Origin of the sequence: Novosphingobium sp. PhB57 (genome assembly GCF_004342985.1) — a bacterium.
Classification (GTDB): Bacteria; Pseudomonadota; Alphaproteobacteria; order Sphingomonadales; family Sphingomonadaceae; genus Novosphingobium.
Genome location: NZ_SMBO01000001.1, coordinates 691,653 through 711,396, shown reverse-complemented (window position 1 = coordinate 711,396; position 19,744 = coordinate 691,653). Strand labels below are relative to the sequence as shown.

At 64.3% G+C, this 19,744-nt stretch carries 17 protein-coding genes; 4 read left to right on the top strand and 13 right to left on the bottom strand.

Annotation, left to right across the window (positions count from 1 at the left end; genetic code table 11):
• Nucleotides 1-18 precede the first annotated feature (18 nt).
• The 3 genes from gltX (at nucleotide 19) to EDF58_RS03170 (ending at nucleotide 3,472) form a co-directional block, all read left to right on the top strand.
• Nucleotides 19-1,473 (top strand): glutamate--tRNA ligase, encoded by a 1,455-nt coding sequence (gltX, locus tag EDF58_RS03180; RefSeq protein WP_132262603.1) that lies wholly within the window; start codon nucleotides 19-21, stop codon nucleotides 1,471-1,473.
• A gap of 13 nt (nucleotides 1,474-1,486) precedes the next feature.
• Nucleotides 1,487-2,770: a citrate synthase gene (locus tag EDF58_RS03175; protein ID WP_132262601.1), complete on the top strand. Its 1,284-nt coding sequence runs from the start codon at nucleotides 1,487-1,489 to the stop codon at nucleotides 2,768-2,770.
• Between the two features lie 480 nt (nucleotides 2,771-3,250).
• Nucleotides 3,251-3,472, top strand: a complete 222-nt coding sequence (locus tag EDF58_RS03170; protein ID WP_132262599.1) for a hypothetical protein — start codon at nucleotides 3,251-3,253, stop codon at nucleotides 3,470-3,472.
• 44 nt (nucleotides 3,473-3,516) lie between these two features.
• Here the strand turns inward: EDF58_RS03170 and EDF58_RS03165 are convergent, their stop codons facing one another.
• The 4 genes from EDF58_RS03165 to EDF58_RS03150 all read right to left on the bottom strand — a co-directional run bounded on the left by EDF58_RS03165 (nucleotide 3,517) and on the right by EDF58_RS03150 (nucleotide 7,456).
• Nucleotides 3,517-4,893 (bottom strand): sensor histidine kinase, encoded by a 1,377-nt coding sequence (locus EDF58_RS03165; protein WP_132262597.1) that lies wholly within the window; start codon nucleotides 4,891-4,893, stop codon nucleotides 3,517-3,519.
• The gene (locus tag EDF58_RS03160) at nucleotides 4,893-5,846 is read right to left on the bottom strand and encodes a hypothetical protein (RefSeq protein WP_132262595.1); all 954 of its coding nucleotides are present in this window, start codon (nucleotides 5,844-5,846) and stop codon (nucleotides 4,893-4,895) included. Before EDF58_RS03160 ends, EDF58_RS03165 begins: the two co-directional genes overlap by 1 nt.
• A 35-nt stretch (nucleotides 5,847-5,881) precedes the next feature.
• Nucleotides 5,882-7,048 (bottom strand): hypothetical protein, encoded by a 1,167-nt coding sequence (locus tag EDF58_RS03155; RefSeq protein WP_243654055.1) that lies wholly within the window; start codon nucleotides 7,046-7,048, stop codon nucleotides 5,882-5,884.
• Between the two features lie 105 nt (nucleotides 7,049-7,153).
• Nucleotides 7,154-7,456 carry an Hpt domain-containing protein gene (locus EDF58_RS03150; RefSeq protein ID WP_132262592.1) on the bottom strand — a complete coding sequence of 101 codons (303 nt, stop codon included), beginning with the start codon at nucleotides 7,454-7,456 and terminating at the stop codon, nucleotides 7,154-7,156.
• A gap of 69 nt (nucleotides 7,457-7,525) precedes the next feature.
• Between EDF58_RS03150 and EDF58_RS03145 the strand changes: the two genes are divergently transcribed.
• The gene (locus EDF58_RS03145) at nucleotides 7,526-10,198 is read left to right on the top strand and encodes an ATPase (protein ID WP_132262590.1); all 2,673 of its coding nucleotides are present in this window, start codon (nucleotides 7,526-7,528) and stop codon (nucleotides 10,196-10,198) included.
• Nucleotides 10,199-10,258: 60 nt separating this feature from the next.
• Here EDF58_RS03145 and EDF58_RS03140 read toward each other — a convergent pair whose 3' ends face one another.
• From EDF58_RS03140 to EDF58_RS03100, 9 genes are read right to left on the bottom strand one after another with little or no spacing between them, the layout of a single operon-like run.
• Nucleotides 10,259-10,549 (bottom strand): DUF1467 family protein, encoded by a 291-nt coding sequence (locus EDF58_RS03140; protein ID WP_132264073.1) that lies wholly within the window; start codon nucleotides 10,547-10,549, stop codon nucleotides 10,259-10,261.
• Between the two features lie 10 nt (nucleotides 10,550-10,559).
• Nucleotides 10,560-12,185, bottom strand: a complete 1,626-nt coding sequence (locus EDF58_RS03135; protein ID WP_132262588.1) for a ribonuclease J — start codon at nucleotides 12,183-12,185, stop codon at nucleotides 10,560-10,562.
• On the bottom strand, nucleotides 12,182-12,961 hold the full coding sequence (locus EDF58_RS03130; protein ID WP_132262586.1) for a type III pantothenate kinase: 780 nt from the start codon (nucleotides 12,959-12,961) through the stop codon (nucleotides 12,182-12,184). Before EDF58_RS03130 ends, EDF58_RS03135 begins: the two co-directional genes overlap by 4 nt.
• A 10-nt stretch (nucleotides 12,962-12,971) precedes the next feature.
• Nucleotides 12,972-13,688: a biotin--[acetyl-CoA-carboxylase] ligase gene (locus EDF58_RS03125; protein WP_132262584.1), complete on the bottom strand. Its 717-nt coding sequence runs from the start codon at nucleotides 13,686-13,688 to the stop codon at nucleotides 12,972-12,974.
• Nucleotides 13,685-15,148 (bottom strand): NADH-quinone oxidoreductase subunit NuoN, encoded by a 1,464-nt coding sequence (gene nuoN / locus EDF58_RS03120; protein ID WP_132262582.1) that lies wholly within the window; start codon nucleotides 15,146-15,148, stop codon nucleotides 13,685-13,687. The genes EDF58_RS03125 and nuoN overlap by 4 nt, the downstream gene beginning before the upstream one ends.
• The gene (locus EDF58_RS03115) at nucleotides 15,148-16,680 is read right to left on the bottom strand and encodes an NADH-quinone oxidoreductase subunit M (protein ID WP_132262580.1); all 1,533 of its coding nucleotides are present in this window, start codon (nucleotides 16,678-16,680) and stop codon (nucleotides 15,148-15,150) included. Before EDF58_RS03115 ends, nuoN begins: the two co-directional genes overlap by 1 nt.
• A gap of 4 nt (nucleotides 16,681-16,684) precedes the next feature.
• A complete protein-coding gene (gene nuoL / locus EDF58_RS03110; protein ID WP_132262579.1) occupies nucleotides 16,685-18,817 on the bottom strand; it encodes an NADH-quinone oxidoreductase subunit L in 2,133 nt (710 codons plus the stop codon).
• Nucleotides 18,818-18,821: 4 nt separating this feature from the next.
• Nucleotides 18,822-19,127: an NADH-quinone oxidoreductase subunit NuoK gene (gene nuoK / locus EDF58_RS03105; RefSeq protein ID WP_132262577.1), complete on the bottom strand. Its 306-nt coding sequence runs from the start codon at nucleotides 19,125-19,127 to the stop codon at nucleotides 18,822-18,824.
• Nucleotides 19,124-19,741 (bottom strand): NADH-quinone oxidoreductase subunit J, encoded by a 618-nt coding sequence (locus EDF58_RS03100; protein ID WP_132262575.1) that lies wholly within the window; start codon nucleotides 19,739-19,741, stop codon nucleotides 19,124-19,126. Before EDF58_RS03100 ends, nuoK begins: the two co-directional genes overlap by 4 nt.
• Between the last annotated feature and the right edge of the window lie 3 nt (nucleotides 19,742-19,744).

Genomic DNA, 19,744 nt, shown 5'->3' with positions numbered 1-19,744 from the left:
GACAGGAAGGTTATTAGAATGGCAAGCGGCAGTGCATCGAGCGGAGCGGCGGCAAGCAAGGCCGTCGTCACGCGCTTTGCCCCCTCGCCCACGGGTTATCTCCATATCGGAGGCGCTCGTACCGCTCTCTTCAACTGGCTTTTCGCCCGTCACCACGGCGGCAAGTATCTGCTTCGCATCGAGGACACCGACCGCGCGCGCTCGACCGAGCCGGCGATCGAGGCGATCTTCGACGGACTGACCTGGCTCGGCCTCGATGGCGACGAACCGGCGGTGTTCCAGTTCGCCCGTTCGGACCGCCACGCTGAAGTGGCCGCCGATCTGTTGGCTAACGGCCACGCCTATCGCTGCTACCTCACGACCGAGGAACTCGCCGAACGCCGCCAGAAGGCGCAGGAAGAACGCCGCCCGTTCCGCATCGACAGCGAATGGCGCGATGCCGATCCCTCGACCTGGCCCGCCGACAAGTCCTACGTCGTGCGCGTCAAGGCGCCGCGTGACGGCGAGACCACGATCACCGATCTGGTCCAGGGCGAAGTCACCGTTCGGAACGAGGAAATCGACGATTTCGTCATCCTGCGCTCCGACGGTACGCCGACCTACATGCTGGCCGTCGTCGTGGACGATAACGACATGGGCGTTACCCATGTCCTGCGCGGTGACGACCACCTCAACAACGCCTTCCGCCAGCTCGTGATCATTCACGGCATGGGCTGGGAAGTGCCGGTCTACGGCCATGTGCCGCTGATCCACGGTTCGGACGGCGCCAAGCTTTCCAAGCGTCACGGCGCTCTTGGCGTCGATGCCTACCGCGACGAGATGGGCGTCCTGCCGGAAGCGCTGTTCAACTATCTGCTGCGCCTTGGCTGGGGCCACGGCGATGAAGAATTCATCAGCCGCGAACAGGCCGTGAAGTGGTTCGACATGGCCGACGTCGGCAAGTCGCCCTCGCGCTTCGATCTCGCGAAGCTGCAGAATCTCAATGGCCACTACTTGCGTGAGGCGAATGACGCCCGCCTGGCGGAACTGGTCCTGCCGCGCCTGGTCCAGGCCGGCTACGAACACACCGACCTTGCCCTGCTTGCGCAGGCGATGCCGGTACTGAAGGTCCGTGCAAAGGACCTCAACGAACTTGCAGAAGGCGCGGCCTTCCTGTTTGCCAAGCGTCCGCTCGCGTTCAGCGAGAAGGCGCAGGCGCTGTTGACGGACGAGGCGCGGGGGCGCCTTGCCGCCATTCACGAGCGTCTTTCCAGCGAGCCCGAATGGCTCCTGGAGGCACTGGAAGCCAACCTGAAGGCAATGGCCGAGGATCTGGGATTGGGCCTCGGCAAGCTCGCGCAACCCTTGCGGGCGGCCCTGACTGGTCAAACGACCTCTCCGGGTATTTTCGACGTATTGGTTCTGCTCGGCCGGGACGAAAGCCTCGCACGCATTGGCGCGCAGGCGGACGCCGCGACCGGGTCGCACATATAAGGAGTAAGAACTGGTGGGTGATCAGGTCAAACTGAATGCTGGTGGCACGGAATTCGACTACCCCGTACTGAAGGGCAGTGTCGGCCCGGATGTCATCGATATCCGCAAGCTCTACGCCCAGACGGGCAAGTTCACGTACGATCCCGGCTTCACGTCGACGGCCAGCTGCGAAAGCGCGCTGACCTATATCGACGGCGACGAAGGCGTGCTGCTCCATCGCGGCTACCCGATCGGCCAGCTGGCTGAAAATTCGTCGTTCATGGAAACCAGCTACTTGCTGCTCAATGGCGAACTGCCGAGCGCCGACGAACTGGCAACCTTCGAAAACACCATCACGCGCCACACCATGCTCCACGAGCAGCTGGCGAACTTCTACCGCGGCTTCCGCCGTGACGCCCACCCGATGGCGATCATGTGCGGCGTCGTCGGCGCGCTCTCGGCGTTCTATCACGACTCGACCGACATCTCGGACCCCGAGCACCGCAAGATCAGCTCGCACCGCCTGATTGCCAAGATGCCGACGATTGCGGCAGCGGCCTACAAGTACTCGGTCGGCCAGCCCTTCGTCTATCCTGACAACAAGCTGAGCTACACCGGCAACTTCCTGCGCATGACCTTCGGCGTGCCGGCGGAAGAATACGAGGTGGTTCCGGCCGTCGAAAAGGCCATGGACCGCATCTTCATCCTGCATGCCGACCACGAGCAGAACGCCTCGACCTCAACCGTGCGCCTTGCCGGTTCGTCGGGCGCCAACCCGTTCGCATGCATCGCGGCCGGTATCGCCTGCCTCTGGGGTCCTGCGCATGGCGGCGCCAACGAAGCCGCGCTCAACATGCTCAAGGAAATCGGCACGCCGGACAAGATCCCGCACTACATCGAGCGTGCGAAGGACAAGAACGATCCGTTCCGCCTGATGGGCTTCGGTCACCGCGTCTACAAGAACTACGATCCCCGCGCCACGGTCATGCAGAAGACCGTTCGCGAGGTGTTCGACGCGCTGAAGGTCACCGACCCGCTCTTCGAGACTGCCCTGCGCCTCGAGGAAATCGCGCTCAACGATCCGTACTTCGTCGAGAAGAAGCTCTTCCCGAACGTCGACTTCTACTCGGGCATCATTCTCTCGGCCATCGGCTTCCCGACCACGATGTTCACGGCGCTCTTCGCCCTCGCCCGCACCGTGGGCTGGGTGGCGCAATGGAACGAAATGATCTCCGATCCCGGCCAGAAGATCGGCCGCCCGCGTCAGCTCTACACCGGCCCGACGCAGCGCGATTTCGTGCCGATCGGCCAGCGCTGAGCCCGTTGCTCGCAAGCGCGACCAAGGCAATGCACCGATAACAGGAGGGCCCTCGCGCAAGCGGGGGCCTTTCTTTTTGTGCGCACGCACCCAGGCAACCTGCCGGCGCGGCACCTGGTTAAGCCCGCTATGTACAAGTGCTTGATATGAGAGAGGCCAAGCGATAGCTTTCAGGGCAGCAACAAAGCATTGGCTACGGGGGCGTTAGCAGATGATCCTCAGTGCTTTCCGGCCGGATTCCATGTTTTTCCTGAGCTTGGCGGGGGTTTTCCCGGCTCGAGATCCACGAACCGGGGCTGTAGAAGCCGAAGGCATGGGTCAAACGCCTGCTCGCCCCCGGCCGAAGCTCGGATCGATGCCGGTCCACCGACTTGCCGGGCACCAGGAACGTGACCGCGGTTACCGGAGCTTTCCCATTTCACGCCCTAAGATAGCCGCGCAAACCCGGCCTTCTCACAAGATAAAACAGGAGGAATTGTAATGTCATTCCTCAGGCTTCTTGCCTTTGTCATAGGACTGTTCGGCATCGTCGTGGGCCTGCTCTGGGTCGGCCAAGGCACGGGGATCATCTCGTGGCCGAGCGACAGCATGATGCTGGATGATCGCTCCTGGGCCGTGCGCGGCGCGGTCATGGCGGCGGTGGGCGTCATCCTGCTGTGGCTGGCGCGTCGCGGCAAGGATGCCAACGATCACCGCTTGTGAAGGGAGCGCCTGTGAAGGAGACGCCTGTGAACAGGCGCCGCTGATCAGCCCGGAAGGTCGGCGGGCACTTCGAGAATGAAGCGCGCGCCCTGCCCCGGTGCGCTGTCCACCAGCAAATCGCCGCCCATAGCCCGCGCCAGGCTGCGCGAAATGTAGAGGCCGAGGCCGGAACCACCGTCTCCGCTGCGACCGAGCCGTTCGAACTTGTCGAAGATCTTGCCCTGCTGCTCTTGCGACAGCCCGGGTCCCTGGTCCGCCACGATGATCCGGGCGCGATCGCCCAGCGTTTCGAGGCGGATCCAGATGTGCGAGCGCTCCGGCGAGTAGCGAATGGCATTGCCGATGAGGTTCAGCAGAACCTGCAGGACGCGGCGATATTCCGCCACTGCCGGCAGGACTTCCGAGCCATGCGGCGCCTCTATGACGATGCCTTTTTCCTGAGCGCGGACATTCAGGATGCCGGCGGCCTGCCGGGCCAGCTCCGATAGGTCCACCCGATCCGGCGCCGTGCTGAAGCCTTCCGTCTCGACCACTTCGAGATCGGCGAGATCTTCCAGCAATCCCAGAAGCAGCTTGCCCGCGCCGGCGATTTCGCCCGCATACTCCGCGTAGGCGTCAGGCAGCGGTCCGGCGAGCCGCGTGCGGATCGTCTCGGCATTGGCGATGATCCGCGAGATCGGCTGACGCAGCACCGGCGCCAGATCGTGTCCGACGAGGCTGCGGCGAAGCATCGGCTCCATCGGTTCGCGAACGGCCGCGGCCGAAATGCCGGGCGTGTCCGACACCAGCAGAAGCTCGAAGCCCGCCGGATCGAAACCGGGCCGCATGTGCGGAACGAGCGAAACCCGCCACGACCGGCGCGATCCCGAAACGACCACGCGCGATCCGTCGAGCAGGCGCCAGTGCAGCGGCTGCTTGTGAGTCACTTTCTCTGGCGGCAGGAACTCGGTCCAGTGGCCGCCGAAACCGGCCTCCATCGCCGCCGCGACCCCGGCCAGTTCCGGGCTGTCCGACAGGACCGTGAGTACGCGCTGATCGGCATCGAGCTGGGCGCTCAACTCGGCAAGGTGCCGGTCGATCATTGTGCGCCGCCGCTCCACCGAAGCCGCATCCTCGACGGGCGCGGGAGCGGCCTGCCAGTTGCGGACGACGATCTGACATCCTTCGTTCAGACCTTGCGGTTCCACTTCGACCCAGGCCGTGATCACGTCCCCGCCATCATGGGCGGTGACGGCGCGCGCAAGGCGGAAGCCGTAACGCCGGGCCTTGCGGACCAGCTCGAGCAATTCGGGAACGGCGATGGTGCCGGGCAGTTCGCCGCCGCAGCGCTCCTGCAGACCAGCCAGCGGCTCGTCCGCTTCGAGCAGCCTGTCCTGCGCGTCGCTGACTGCGCGGGCAAGAATGGTACCTTCCATCAGCATCAGCCGCCCTGCCGTCCGCTGGCCAGGATCGAAGCCGCCACGTCTGCGCCCAGCCTCTCGAAGCCCTCGGGCAGCATCGCTTCGGGATGAATGGCAAGGAACTGCTTTTCGATGTCCGCCGCCTTTAGTCCGGCTGCCCGCAAGGCCAGCGCCAGCCTGGCCAGTTGCGCCTCATGGGTTGCGAGCACCGCCGCCTCACGCCGCAGGCCGGAGCCCGCCGCAAGCGCCGTGAAGAACAGCGCCGCGCCCGCGTGACTCACGGAAAGGGCGATATGGAAGGCGCCGCCAAGCCCGGTCAGCAAACGCGAGGCCAGGCCCAGGCGGGTGGCACCTTCGTCATAGCTGCGGCGGATAGCGGCTTCCACCAGCACGAGGCGTTCGCCCATGATGGGCCGCGCCGCCATCGCGCTGCGCACGGCGAGGATCAGGCGGTGGAGCAGATCTCCCGGCAGCTCGGACAAGGGCAGGCTCATGCGCCGCTGCGCCTGGCACCAACGCGCCTGCGACGCGAGCCAGGTCACGGCCAAGGCGTGCGTGGCACCTTCGGCCGAGGCCAGCATTGCCTGGACGAGCGGGGGAACGACAGGATCCAGCGCCAGGCGCGTCTGCAACCGCTCGGTCATCTGCCATTCCAGGGCCATGGCGTGGACGTGGGACAAAAGCAGCGGATCCGCCATGAAGAGGCGTGCCATGTCTTCGATGTCTTCGACAAGCGAGCCGGAATCCGCACCGCCCAGGTGAAGCGGCTCGACGATCTGGCGCGCCAGATCCGCCAGCACGCCGCGCACGCGCGCAAGAATTTCGTCGCTGAAAAGCGCACTGTCCTCGGCCGCGAGCAAGTACTGCAGTATCGGCAGCACGCTGTCGGCCATGGCATCGCCGCGCGCCAGGTCCGCACGGAGCAAGGCCTCCGCGGTCTGGTCGTCGGCCGGATGAACAGCGTTGTCGATCATCCGTCCCGTATACCCTGTATCTGGTTAAGCCCCGGTTAGTCCTTCCGACGTAGCGGAAGAGCCATGCCGACCACAACGAGCGTCATCGCCAGAACTTCCACCAACGGCTCAACTTGCCCGAATCCTGCGGCAAAAGCCAGCACAAGTCCCAATGTGGCACGGTCTGTCGCCAGCGACGCCACCTTGCCGGTCACGAACCGGGGAATCAGGGCCAGAAGCATCATCAGCATGGCCGGTGGGAACATCCACGAAATGAGCGATTCGCCCCCGAGCCGGGGAATGGCGGCCAGCAGCGACAGCCCGAAAAGCGTGTCGACCAGCCAGCGCAGCACATCGGCGCGCGGGATCGCGGGCGGCAATTGCCCCAGCGCCTGCCGCTCTACCGAGCGCAGAAGCCGGCTCGCCTCGACCAGCAACGCAGCTGCGACCAGCGAGAGGAAGGCGATCGTCACGAAACCGAACCAGGCAAGGCCGCCTGCCAGCGCCACCGCCACGAGCACGCCGAGGCTCAACATGTTGCTGGCATTGCCCGCATGGAGCAGCGAGGATCCGAACGTCAGCACGCCGTAACGGGCGACGGCCCGGCCCGGCGAGACGCTGTCGCCATCGGCGAAACGCCCGCGCAACCATTCCAGCTCTACCGCGTGAGCTTCGGCTTCATCGCGAATCAGCCGCCAATCGACGCCGCTGCGCACGGCCACGGGAACTTCGCGCATCGGTACGCCCGCTTGCAGCGCGATCCGTGTCAGCGCGGAATGCACATCGCAATCGCCCGGAAGCTCCTGAAGGTTTTCCACCAGATGCCCCGGGATTCGCATCAATCCAGCGCTCGCCCGGTTGATGTCGATGCGCTCGAACCCGGCGGCCAGCCCGCCTTCGACCGGCTGGACGAGCACGGCCGGCGCCCTGCCCTCAAGCAACGGCACGACGCCGGCGGCCTCGACGAAGAGCCCTTCCCCGATCACGACCAGTTCGTCATTCGCCGTCACCAGCCCGGCAAGCGGCCTCGCGCCGGTGGCGATATGGAATTGCAGGCCGGCGTTCTCTGCCATGTGCTGAAGGGCGATCATCTCCGGCGAGGGCCCCTTCGCGAGGCAGATCACCCGCTGGCAATCGAGCGCAAGAGCGAGCCCGAGCTGATGCTGCGCCAGGGTCGCGCCGCCCACGCGCAGGAAGGCGCGCGGCAGGGACTGACCCGCCACGGCAGGCTCCATCATGGCGAGCAATGCGATACGCAGTGTGTTAACCTCCAGCGACCCTTAGCCACTTAGGCAAAGGGCAGCCCGGTGCCAAGCGCGACGCTTGCATCAGCTGGCGGAAAACTCGGCAAGATAGGCATCGAGGCGCCTTATCACTCCGGGTTCGCCGGGAGCGCCGTCCAGCGCCTGCTCCGCCAGGGCCAGGAGCTGGGCCGAATGGAAGCTGGCCGCCAACCCCTTCAGCCGCATGGCCGCAAGGTGCCAATTGCCATCGCAACGGGATCGGGCCAGCAGATCGGCCTGCCGCGCCACGCTTTCCAGATAGGACGCGCGCAACTCCGCGAAAAGCGCGGGATCCCCGCCCGCTGCCGCGGCGAGGGTCGCTTCGAGGGCACCTGCTTCATAAGCCATTTCCCCAGCTTAATGCCCAAAGGGTTAAAGTGGGCTTTATAGGTGCCTCCCGCGTGGTATCCTGATCCCATGGCTGGGGAAAACAGGATCGTCGCGCTCGGCGCGAATGGCAGCGAAGACAATTCGGCCCGCACTGCGGACGGAAACTCGGAAGACCGCATGAACGAAACCTTGGCAGTGGGCGTTTCGCCGCCGGAACCCGCAGAAGCGATTTCGGAAGATGCCTGGCGCAACGCTTGGGTCGCCACCGAGGAACCGGCCCTTGCCGCCCCCTCGCGCGATTGGCTGGCCCCTTCGCTGGCCGGCGCCGCGACCCTGGGCTGGACGGCGTTCTTTCTCTACGCCCTCTCCCCGCATTTCGAGACCCTGAGCCTCGACACCGTCCCCGCCCTTGTCGTGCAGTGGGCGGTGCCGCTCTTGCTGGTCGGCATGGTCTGGCTGTTGGTCCTGCGCCACAGCTCGCGCGAAAGCAGGCGTTTCGGCAATGTCGCCCGGGCCCTGTCGAACGAGTCCGCGCAGCTTGAAACGCGCCTGACTACGGTCAACCGCGAACTCAGCCTGGCGCGGGAATTCATCGCCGCCCAGTCGCGCGATCTGGAATCGCTGGGGCGCATTGCCACCGAGCGGCTTTCCGCAAACGCTGAGCGCTTGCAGGGCCTGATCCGCGAGAACGGCTCGCGCGTGGAATCGATCAGCGGGGTCAGCCAGGCCGCTCTCGACAACATGGAGAAGCTGCGCAATCAGCTCCCCGTCATCGCCAGTTCGGCCAAGGACGTCACTAACAATATCGGCAACGCCGGCCGCGCTGCCCATGTCCAGCTGGAAGACATGATCAACGGCTTCAATCGCCTGAACGAGTTCGGCTCCGCCAGCGAACGGCAGGTTGCCCGGCTGCGGGAATCCGTGGAAGCAGCGCTGACCGAAATCCATGCACGCGGCGAACAGGTCGCTGCCCTGGCGGACCGGCGCTTCGACCTGCTTTCCGAACGCGGGACGGCCTTCCGCAGCGAGCTTGACGGCCACGAAGTCGCTGCGCTCGAATCCATTCGAACCCGGGCCGAAGCGCTCGAGGAAGAAATCGCGCAGACCCGCGGACAGCTCGACCGTCATGAGGAAGAAAGCCTCACTTCGCTTCGCGCCCGGCTCGTGGCCTTGCGTGAGGAAAGCGACGTCGTCTCGCGCGCCTTGCGCGATGGCGAAGGCCGCGCCGCAGAAGCCTGGCGGCAGGCGCTCGACGACCTGCACGAGGAACAGGGCGAAGTGGCGCGCGGCATCACCCGGGCTCAGGACACGGCTCTGTCCGCGCTGCGTGGCAGCCTGGAGGCGATCGGCAACGATGCCGAAAACCTCGACCGCGAGATTTCTGCCCGCCGCGAACGGCTTGCGAGCGAACTCGGTGAGCGTCAGGCCCGCCAGGCCGAACAGGAACGCCACGCCGTCGCGCGCATCGACCAGATGCTTGGCAATCTCGACCATGCCATCGCCGAACGTCTTGAAAATCAGCGCCTGCAGGCCTCCGCCCTGAGCGAACGCGCCGTGGCCGTAAGCGGCGAACTTGGCGAATATGAAGCCCGTTTCGGCGCCATCGTCGGCAGCAGCGAAGCCCTCGAAACCCGTCTGCGCGGCAGCCTGGCGCAATTGACCGAGCGCCTCACGGCCGCCCGCGCGACGCTCTCGGCGACCGATGGCGAAGTCGAAAAGCTCACCGAGACGAGCGTACGGCTGCTGGAGCTGATCCAGGGCAGCGCACGCTTTGCCCATAACGATCTTCCCGAGGCGCTGGTCGTCTCCGAGGAGCGCCTCAACCGCCTTCATGCCGGTATTGCCAGCGTTCTGGAGGCTCTGCGCCAATCGGCCAGAAGCGGCGAGGAACTCGCAGGCGGCGTCGAGCAGTCCGGCACCAACCTCAAGGATTTCGCGGACGAGCTTTCCGCCATGCATTCGGATCTGTCGGAGCACGGCGCCGCACACGCCGACCTGCTGCGCGTCCTGCACACGTCCATCACCGATATCGACACGGCAACGCAAACCGCTGCCGGCCGGGCCCAGACCGAACTGCAGGCCGCCCTTGCAGCGCTTGGCAAGTCGATCGAGGACTCCGTCGGCGCGATCGAGACCGACAGCGCCGCGCGCATCGCCCAGGTGGCGGAAAACCTCGGGACGGAAAGCGCGCAGGCCATCGATCGCTCCATGCGCACGCGCGTCGCGGAAGTAACTGGGCAACTCGATCAGGCCGTGGCCCACGCTTCCGGCGCCGCCCGCGAAGCGACCATCCAGCTTCGCGAACAGCTCTCCAAGGTCGAAGACCTCGTCGGCAATCTCGAAAGCCGCGTCACCCAGGCGCGCGAGCAGGCCGAGGAGCAGGTCGACAACGATTTCGCCCGCCGCGTGGCGCTGATCACCGAGTCCCTGAATTCCAACGCCATCGACATTGCCTCGGCGCTATCGAGCGATGTTTCCGACACCGCCTGGGCCTCCTATCTCCGCGGCGATCGCGGGATCTTCACGCGCCGGGCTGTTTCGCTGCTCGATGCCGGGGAAATCAAGTCGATCCAGCAGCTGTTCGAACGCGAAGATGCCTTCCGCGAGCACGTCAGCCGCTACATCCACGACTTCGAATCGATCCTGCGACAGGTCCTCTCGACCCGGGACGGCAATGCGCTGGGCGTCACCCTGCTCTCGTCGGACATGGGCAAGCTCTATGTCGCACTGGCTCAGGGAATCGAACGTCTGCGCAGCTGATCGCTCGGCAATGTGACATGAAAAAAGCCCGCCTTCATCAGGCGGGCTTTTTTGTGACCCTCAGTATCCGAGGTCCTGAACCGGCGGCTTCCCGAAGAAGTTGAGATCGCTAACCGTGATCCACTGCTGGGCATAATTCACGTAGTAGAGCCCGAAAAGCACGACCGCGAGCAGCGTGGCGCGCCTCGCGATCAGGCGCGGCCGGAAATTGACCGGGGCGCTGTCCGCATGGCCCTTTTCGACGCGAAAACCTTCCACTTCGTTCGGGGTACGAAGACCGAAAGGCATGACGAGAAAGGCGCTCAGGACCCAGAACAGGCCGTAGATCGCCACCATCGAAGTCCATTGCATCGCCATCGCCTCAATCCTCCAGCAGCATGACCTGCACTTGCGGCTTCTTGCCCGACCAGCGCGTAGCCGCGCGGCGGGCGGCCAGGCGGGCCGCCTCGACCCGAACTTCGCGGTCCGATTTCTTCGCCTTGCCCAGGGCATTGGCGACATCGCGCTGCGCCTCGTCGATGAACTTGGCGTAGTCCTCGTCGAGCGGGAGCCCGATCGCCGCGACCTGAACGTTGCCGCGGCGATCCGCGGCAACCGAAACCACACCGTTGAAGGCGATCCGGCGCCGCATGACCATGGCGTCGCCATCGGCGGGCGCGATGATATCGCCATCAAGGATCAGCCGCCCGGAATGGACCTCGCCGAACTTGCCCGGACGACCGGGCGCCAGGCGCACGAGATCGCCGTTCTTCTGGAACACCGCGTGCGGAATGCCGCTTTCCACGCCGAGCCTCGCCTGTTCGCGCATGTGGCGGATTTCGCCATGGACCGGGAGCAGGATCTCGGGCTTGAGCCAACTATAGAGCGCCACCAGTTCGGGCCGCCCGGGATGGCCCGAAACGTGGATCATGCTCTGACGGTCCGTGACGATGACGATCCCAGCGTCCGAGAGCCGGTTCTGGATCCGTCCGATCGGGATCTCGTTTCCAGGAATCTGGCGGCTTGAGAACAGGACGACATCGCCCTTCTCCAGCTTGATCGGGTGATTGCCCTCGGAAATCCGTGAAAGCGCCGCGCGCGGCTCGCCCTGTCCGCCCGTTGCGACGATCAGCACTTCGCCGCGCGGCAGATCCATCGCGGTTTCGACATCGACCAGCTCGGGCAGTTTCTTGAGATAGCCGCTGGCCTGCCCGGTCTCGATGATCCGGTCCAGCGAGCGACCCGCGACGCAGAGCTTGCGGTTGGTCTTGCGGGCCACCTCGCCCAGCGTCTGAAGACGGGCCACGTTCGAAGCAAAGGTGGTCACCAGAACCCGGCGGCCGCGGTGCCGCTTCACTTCCTCCAGCAGGCCGCGATAGACCTCGCCTTCGGAACCGGATGCCTCGGGATTGAAGACGTTCGTCGAATCACAGACGAGCGCCAGCACACCGTTCTCGCCGATTTCGGTCAGTTCCGCCTGGGTCGCGGGCGTGCCCACCTGGGGCTCGTCGTCCAGCTTCCAGTCGCCGGTATGGAAGATGCGGCCGAACGGGGTGTCGATCAGCAGGGCGTTGCCCTCGGCAATCGAGTGCGCAAGCGGCACGTAGCGAATACCGAATGGTCCGAGCTGGAACTGGTCGAGGTGATCGATGACGATCAGTTCGACCCGGTCAAGAATGCCGGCTTCCTCCAGCTTCGCCGCCACCAGGCGCGCGGTGAAGGGCGTGGCGTAGATCGGAACGTTCAGTTCCTCGGCAAAATACGGAACCGCGCCGATGTGATCCTCATGCGCGTGAGTGAGGACGATGCCCAGCAGGTTTTCGCGCTCCCCCTCGATGAAATCGAGGTCCGCGAAAATCAGGTCCACGCCGGGATATTCGTTCATGCCGAAGGTCATGCCCAGGTCGACCATAAGCCATTTGCCCTGGCAGCCGTAGAGATTGACGTTCATGCCAATCTCGCCCGAGCCACCGAGCGCGCAAAACAGCAGTTCGTTACCTGGAATCACTTCTTGGATGCCCTTTCGGCAAGAATGGCGAGGCCTTCGAGCGTCAGGTCGGGATCGACCGCGTCGAAAATATCGGAAGCCTCGTCGAACAGTACGGCCAGCCCGCCGGTCGCGATGACCTTGGCGGGGCGACCAATCTCGTTGCGCATGCGGGCGATCAGGCCCTCCATCATCGCCACATAGCCCCAGAACACGCCGATCAGCATCTGGTCCTCGGTATTACGACCGATCACGCTCTTCGTCGTGGGTACGGCAATGGCGATGCGCGGCAGCTTGGCCGTATTGCCCACCAGCGCGTCCAGCGACAGGTTGATGCCCGGCGAAATGATGCCGCCCTTGTAGGCGCCGTTGTAGTCTACCACGTCGAACGTGGTGGCAGTGCCGAAATCGACGACGATGAGATCGCCCCCGTGTCGTTCATGCGCGGCAATGGCGTTGACCGCACGGTCGGCACCGAGCGACTTGGGCTGATCGACGTCGATGTCGATCGCGTAGTCCGCCTTGCCGACGCCCGCCACCAGCGGTTCGACATCGAAATAGTGCCGGCAGAGTATCTCGAGATTGTGTAGCGCGCGCGGGACCACGGTCGAGATGATGATGCTCTTGATCTCTTCCGCCGCTACGCCGCGGATCGAGAGAAGCTGCATGAGCCATACCGCATATTCATCACCCGTGCGGCGGGGGTCCGTGGCAATGCGCCAGCGCCCGCGCAAAGTGCGTCCCTCGAACAGCGCGAAGACGACATTGGTGTTGCCGGCATCAATGGCAAGCAGCATGGAATTTCCTTCAGGCGAGCGAAACGTCACCGGCGTGAACGACACGTAGGGACCCGTCGGCCAGACGCAAGCGCAATGCTCCGTCCGGGTCAAGCCCGGCAAAGGCACCTGGCAGCAGCCCTTCCTCGTCCAGCGTCACCAACAGCGGCGTTCCCGGAGGATGAGCATGACGAGTCCAGTCGGCCAGCGTCGAGGCCAGTCCTTCCATGCGCCACTGCGCAAGACGCGCCGCGAAGCGGTCCGCCAGATCGCCGAGAACGGTATGTGCAGCGCTGTGATTTTCAGGGTTTGCCTTGCGGACCGACGTTGTCGCGCGGTCGGCAAGTTCCGGCGCCGTGACGACGTTGACGCCGATCCCGACGATCACATGATCGCCCCTGCGCTCCAGCAGGATGCCGCAGATCTTGGCGCCGCCGACCAGCACGTCGTTCGGCCACTTGAGCTGGCAATCCGCGCCAGCCCCCAGCTGAGAGAGCATGAGGTCGTGCACGGAAAGCGCCGCGACGAAAGCAAGGGTGTGAACCCAGGGGTCGTCGGCTCTCAGCGCGACGACGGTGCTGGCGTAGAGATTGCCTTCGGGCGAGGACCATTCCCGGCCGCGGCGGCCGCGTCCGGCGCTCTGTCGCACCGCACGCAGCCAGAAACCTTCCGCCAGGCCCTCGCCGGCGCCCAGGCGCCGGACGAGGTCCGCGTTGGTCGATGCCGTCTCTTCTACGACCTCTATCAAAGGCCGGAGAACAGGGCCGCTGCGGCCGTATCAGCCAGCCCGCCCAGCCACTTGCTGGCCAGATAGCCCAGCGGCGAGATGAAGATGCAGGCCAGCACGAGGATCAGCTTGTGCCAGACATCGCTCTCGCCCTTCACCACATCGGCCGGTTCGTCGAAATAGACGACCTTGACGACCTTCAGATAGTAGAAGGCGCCAATGACGGAAGCCGCGAAGCCGATGGCCGCAAGAGCGATCATGCCACCGTCGACAGCGGCCTTGAAGACCAGGAACTTGCCCCAGAAGCCGAACATCGGCGGGATACCGGCGAGGCTGAACATGACCATCGCCAGCGCCAGGGCCAGGCCCGGACGGGTGCGCGACAGACCGGCCATCTTGCCGAGATCCTCAACGGGGTTGCCGTCGGCATCCTTGAGCATCAGGATAACAACGAAGCCGCCTACCGACATCGCGACGTAGATCGCGAGGTAGAACAGCATGGCCGAAACGCCCTGCTGGGTTGCCACGGCAAGACCGACGAGCATGAAGCCGACGTTGTTGATCGAGGAATAGGCCATCAGTCGCTTGATGTTCGACTGGCCGATGGCGCCAAGAGCACCGACGACGATCGAGGCAAGCGCTGCGAAGACCACGATCTGCTGCCAGGCGGCTGCCTGGTCGCCGAAGGCTTCGATGGCAACGCGCATGGTCAGGACCATCGCGGCGACCTTGGGGGCCGTGGCGAAGAGCGTGGTCACCGGGGTTGGTGCGCCTTCATAGACGTCGGGCGTCCACATGTGGAACGGCACGGCGCTGATCTTGAAGGCAAGACCTGCAAAGACGAAGACGATGCCGAACAGCGCACCGTTCGAGAGGCCCTGCGCCATCGAGGCGCTGATACCGGCGAACGAGGTGGTTCCGGCGAAACCGTAGGTCAGGCTCATGCCGAAGAGCATGATGCCCGAAGCCAGCGCGCCCAGCACGAAGTACTTGAGGCCCGCTTCAGCCGAACGGCCGTCGGTGCGCAGGAAGGCAGCCAGCACATAAGCCGCGAGCGAGTTCATCTCGAGGCCGATGTAGAGGGTCAGCAGGTCGGTGGCCGAAACCATCATGCCCATGCCCAGCGAGGCGAGCAGGACCAGCACCGGATACTCCGCGCGCATCGCCTTGAAGCGGTCGAAGTAGGCCGGGGCTACTACCAATGACACGGCGGCCGAGAGGTAGATCAGGATCTTGGCGTAAGATGCGAAAGCGTCGGCACGGAACTGGCCGAAGAAAGCCGAAGTGTCGGCACCCATGTGACCGCCGCAAAGCGCGGGAGCAACGAGGACACCGGCGGCGACGAGCGCCGCCACGGCGAGAACGGAGATCAGCTTTGCGGCCTTGTCACCGCCCCAGGCGGCCATCAGGAGCAAGACGAGGCTTGCGATGCTCAGCGTTTCTTCCGGCGCGATCAGGCGCAGCGACTGTGACCAGTCCATCAGTGTGCCCCCTCATGCGCGGCTTCTTCGTGCGCAGGCTTTTCCTTGCCCATGGCCAACTTGGCGTCTCCTTCCGGCTTTGCGCGAGCGAGCCGGGCGTCGAGCGCGGCAATGTCTGCGCGCATCGGAGCGATGAAGCTCTCGGGGTAGACGCCCATCCACAGCACCGCGAGACCGAGCGGGATCACCATCAGGTATTCACGCAAGTCGAGGTCGGCCATGGCGGCGGCATCGGCATTCTTCTGGTCGCCAAAGACGACACGGCGATAGAGGTAGAGCATGTAGGCAGCGCCCAGGATGATACCGGTGGTGCAGATCAGCGCCGTCCAGCTCGAAACCTGGTAGATACCGCCAAGGCTCAGGAATTCCCCGACGAAACCGCTGGTGCCCGGAAGGCCGATCGAGGCCATCGTGAAGAGCAGGAAGAACAGCGCGTAACGCGGCATGTTGATGGCAAGGCCGCCGTAACGGGCGATCTCACGGGTGTGCAGACGGTCGTAGATGATGCCGACGCAGAGGAACAAGGCGCCCGAGACGAGGCCGTGGCTGAGCATGACCAGCATCGAGCCTTCGAGACCCTGCGGATTGAAGGCGAAGAGACCGATGGTCACGATCGCCATATGCGCGACCGACGAATAGGCGATCAGCTTCTTCATGTCGTCCTGCACCAGCGCGATGAGCGAGGTGATGACGACGGCGGCCATCGACAGGCCCCAGACCAGCGGCGCGAAGTAGGCCGAGGCTTCAGGGAACATCGGCAGCGAGAAGCGGATGAAGCCGTAGCCACCCATCTTCAGCAACACGCCCGCCAGGATCACCGAGCCTGCGGTCGGCGCCTGAACGTGCGCCGCCGGAAGCCAGGTGTGGACCGGCCACATCGGCATCTTCACCGCGAAGCTGGCGAAGAAGGCGAGCCAGAGCCAGGTCTGGGCTTGCGGATCGAAGTCGTAAGTCATCAACGTCGGGACGAACGTCGTGCCGGCGGTGTGGACCATCCACAACATCGCCACGAGCATCAGCACCGAGCCGAGCAGCGTGTAGAGGAAGAACTTGTACGAGGCGTAGATGCGATCCGCGCCGCCCCAGATGCCGATGATCAGGTACATCGGGATGAGGCCGGCTTCGAAGAACATGTAGAACAGGAAGATATCCTGGGCCGTGAACACGCCGATCATCAGCGTTTCGACGAGCAGGAAGGCCGCCATGTATTCGCCCACGCGTTTCTCTATCGAATTCCAGCTCGCACCGATGCAGATCGGCATGAGGAAGACGGAAAGCTCGATCAGGAGCAACGCAATACCATCGATGCCGAGGGCGTAGGAGAAGCCGGAGAACAGCTCGTGCCGTTCCTGGAACTGCCACTGCGCGCCGCCGACGTCGAAGTTCATCCAGAGGACGACGCCAAGGGCAAGGTTCGCAAGGGTGGCGAGAAGCGCCACCATGCGTGCCGATTTGGCATCAAGGTAAAGACACGCCAGTGCCGCCGCGAGCGGCACCAGCAACATCAGACTGAGGATCGGAAAACCACTCATCATCTTATCCCGCGATCACCCAGCTGATGGCGCCAACGAGGCCCAGCAGCATGACAAGTGCGTAGCTGTACAGATAGCCCGACTGGACCTTCTGCGCGTAAGTCGAACCCCTGGCCACGACCCAGGCCGCACCGTCGGGACCGAACTTGTCGATCACGCCGATATCCAGGACCTTCCAGAACACCTTGCCGAGCCAGAAAGCCGGACGGACGAAGATGGCGTTGTAAAGCTCGTCGAACATCCACTTGCGGTACACGAAGGTGTAGACCGGCCCGAGCTGTTCGGCGACTGCCTTGGGAAACGAGAGGTTCTTGATGTAGCCGTACCATGCCGTCAGCAGGCCCAGCGCCATCACCGTGAACGGTGCCCACTTCACCCAGGTCGGCACGCCGTGCATGGCGTGGATCAGGTGCTCGTGGAAGACCAGGGCGCCCTTCCAGAACTCGCCGGTCCCCTCGGAGACGAAGGCGTGTTGGAAGACGAAGCCCGCAGCCACGGCGCCGATCGCAAGGATGATCAGCGGCACAAGCATCACCAGCGGGCTCTCGTGCGGATGGTAGCCACCCGTACCGTCGCCATGCGTGTCATAGTTCGGTCCGCTCACACCCAGCGCAGGTGCTGCATGGGCATGGGCATCATGGTGATCCGTGCTTTCGCCCGCATCTTCTTCAGCGGCAGAACCGTGACCGTGCGCGTCATGCGCATGATCGTCGTGACCATGGCCGTGGGCATCGTGAACGGCGTGCTGGATGTGCTCCGACTGGATCCAGCGCGGCTTGCCGAAGAAGGTCAGGAAGACCAGGCGCCACGAATAGAAGCTCGTCATGAGCGCGGCTGCGATACCCATCCAGAAGGCGAAACCGCCCACTGCCGTGCCCGAACCGAAGGCCGCCTCGAGGATCGCATCCTTCGAATAGAAGCCTGCGAAGCCCACGAAGCCCGCGATACCGACGCCGGTGATGGCCAGCGTACCCGCGGTCATCGTCCAGAAGGTGATCGGAATGTGCTTACGCAGCGCGCCGTAGAAACGCATGTCCTGTTCGTGGTGCATCGAGTGGATGACCGACCCTGCCCCCAGGAACAGCAGCGCCTTGAAGAACGCGTGCGTGAACAGGTGGAACATGGCCGCGCCATAAGCCCCGACACCGGTTGCGAAGAACATGTAGCCGAGCTGCGAGCAGGTCGAATAGGCGATGACGCGCTTGATGTCCCACTGCGTGCAGCCGACGGTGGCCGCGAAGAAGCAGGTGCAGGCACCGATGAAGGCGATGAAGTGCATCGCCGTCTCGCTGGTTTCGAACAGCGGCGACAGGCGGCAGACCATGAAGACACCGGCGGTGACCATCGTCGCCGCGTGGATGAGCGCCGACACGGGGGTCGGGCCTTCCATCGCGTCCGGAAGCCAGGTGTGCAGGCCGAGCTGCGCCGACTTGCCCATCGCACCGATGAACAGCAGGATGCAGATCACCGTCATCGTGTCGAAGCGGTAACCGAGGAAGCCGATCGTCGATGCGGCCATGCTGGGCGCGGCGTTCAGGATCTCGGGGATCGAAACGGTGCCGAACACCAGGTAGCAGCCGAAGATGCCGAGCATGAAGCCAAGGTCGCCGACGCGGTTGACCACGAAGGCCTTGATCGCGGCGGCGCCGGCCGAAGGCTTGCGGAACCAGAAACCGATCAGGAGGTACGACGCCAGGCCGACGCCTTCCCAACCGAAGAACATCTGCACCAGGTTGTTCGCGGTCACCAGCATGAGCATGGCGAACGTGAACAACGACAGATAGGCGAAGAAGCGCGGCTGATCCGGCTCCTCGCTCATGTAGCCCCAGGAATAGAGGTGCACGAGCGCGGATACCGAAGTGACGACCACGAGCATGACTGCAGTGAGCGAGTCCACGCGCAGCGACCAGTCCCAGCTCATGGCGCCCGACTGCACCCACTTGAGCACCGGAATGACGCTGGCTTCGGCGCTACCGGTGAGGAAGCCGATGAAAATCGGCCAGCTGAGCGCGCAGGCAATGAACAGCGCGCCGGTCGTCAGGACCTTTGCGGGAACATTGCCCAGCTGTTTGTTGCCCAGCCCGGCGATGATCGCTGCCAGTAACGGCAGGAAGACGATGAATAGGATCGGGTGCAAGGCCTTATCCCTTCATCCGGTTGACGTCGTCGACAGCGATGCTGCCGCGGCCGCGGAAATAGATCACGAGGATTGCGAGCCCCACTGCGGCCTCGCCGGCAGCGACCGTCAGCACGAACATCGCGAAGATTTGACCCGTGAGGTCGTGCAGGGCTGCGCTGAACGCGACGAGGTTGATGTTGACCGCAAGCAGGATCAGTTCGATCGCCATGAGCAGAACGATGACGTTCTTGCGGTTGAGGAAAATGCCGAGGACGCCGAGCACGAAGAGGATCGAGCTCACGACCACGTAATGTTCGACGCCGATCACAGCGAAACCCCCTTGCCCACTTCGGGCTTGACGTTGACGGTCGCCTCATCGGGACGACGCGCGATCTGCTTGCTGACCTTCTGGCCGCGCGTATCGCCGCGCTGACGGTGAGTCAGGACGATGGCACCAACCATCGCGACGAGCAGGATCAGGCCGGCCGCCTCGAACAGGAACAAGTAGCGGCTGTAGAGCAGTCCGCCGATCGCCTCGATATTGGAAGCGCCTGCCGGCGTTACCGCCGTGCCATCCGGCGTACCGAGGTTCAGCGCGCCAGCCTTGTAGGCGCCAAGGCCCAGCACCATCTCGGCCAGGAGCACGATGGCTACCAGCATGCCCAACGGGAAGTTCTTGACGAAGCCCGCGCGCAGCTCGGCGAAGTCAATGTCGAGCATCATGACGACAAAGAGGAACAGCACCGCGACCGCGCCGACGTAGACGATGATCAGCAGCATGGCGATGAACTCGGCGCCGGTGAGCATCATGAGCCCGGCGGCGTTGAAGAACGCCAGGATCAGGAACAGCACCGAATGCACCGGGTTACGGGACAGGATGGTCGCGGCCGCCGAAGCGATCGTGAGTACTGCGAAGAGGTAGAAGGCTAAAGTCTGGATCATGTC

Bases quoted from the DNA above. Each gene is read 5' to 3' on its own strand.
- gltX (WP_132262603.1), top strand. From the start codon at position 19: ATGGCAAGCGGCAGTGCATCGAGCGGAGCGGCGGCAAGCAAGGCCGTC.
- EDF58_RS03170 (WP_132262599.1), top strand. From the start codon at position 3,251: ATGTCATTCCTCAGGCTTCTTGCCTTTGTCATAGGACTGTTCGGCATC.
- EDF58_RS03165 (WP_132262597.1), bottom strand. From the start codon at position 4,893: ATGCTGATGGAAGGTACCATTCTTGCCCGCGCAGTCAGCGACGCGCAG.
- EDF58_RS03160 (WP_132262595.1), bottom strand. From the start codon at position 5,846: ATGATCGACAACGCTGTTCATCCGGCCGACGACCAGACCGCGGAGGCC.
- EDF58_RS03150 (WP_132262592.1), bottom strand. From the start codon at position 7,456: ATGGCTTATGAAGCAGGTGCCCTCGAAGCGACCCTCGCCGCGGCAGCG.
- EDF58_RS03145 (WP_132262590.1), top strand. From the start codon at position 7,526: ATGGCTGGGGAAAACAGGATCGTCGCGCTCGGCGCGAATGGCAGCGAA.
- EDF58_RS03140 (WP_132264073.1), bottom strand. From the start codon at position 10,549: ATGCAATGGACTTCGATGGTGGCGATCTACGGCCTGTTCTGGGTCCTG.
- EDF58_RS03130 (WP_132262586.1), bottom strand. From the start codon at position 12,961: ATGCTGCTTGCCATTGATGCCGGCAACACCAATGTCGTCTTCGCGCTG.
- nuoN (WP_132262582.1), bottom strand. From the start codon at position 15,148: ATGGACTGGTCACAGTCGCTGCGCCTGATCGCGCCGGAAGAAACGCTG.
- EDF58_RS03115 (WP_132262580.1), bottom strand. From the start codon at position 16,680: ATGAGTGGTTTTCCGATCCTCAGTCTGATGTTGCTGGTGCCGCTCGCG.
- EDF58_RS03100 (WP_132262575.1), bottom strand. From the start codon at position 19,741: ATGATCCAGACTTTAGCCTTCTACCTCTTCGCAGTACTCACGATCGCT.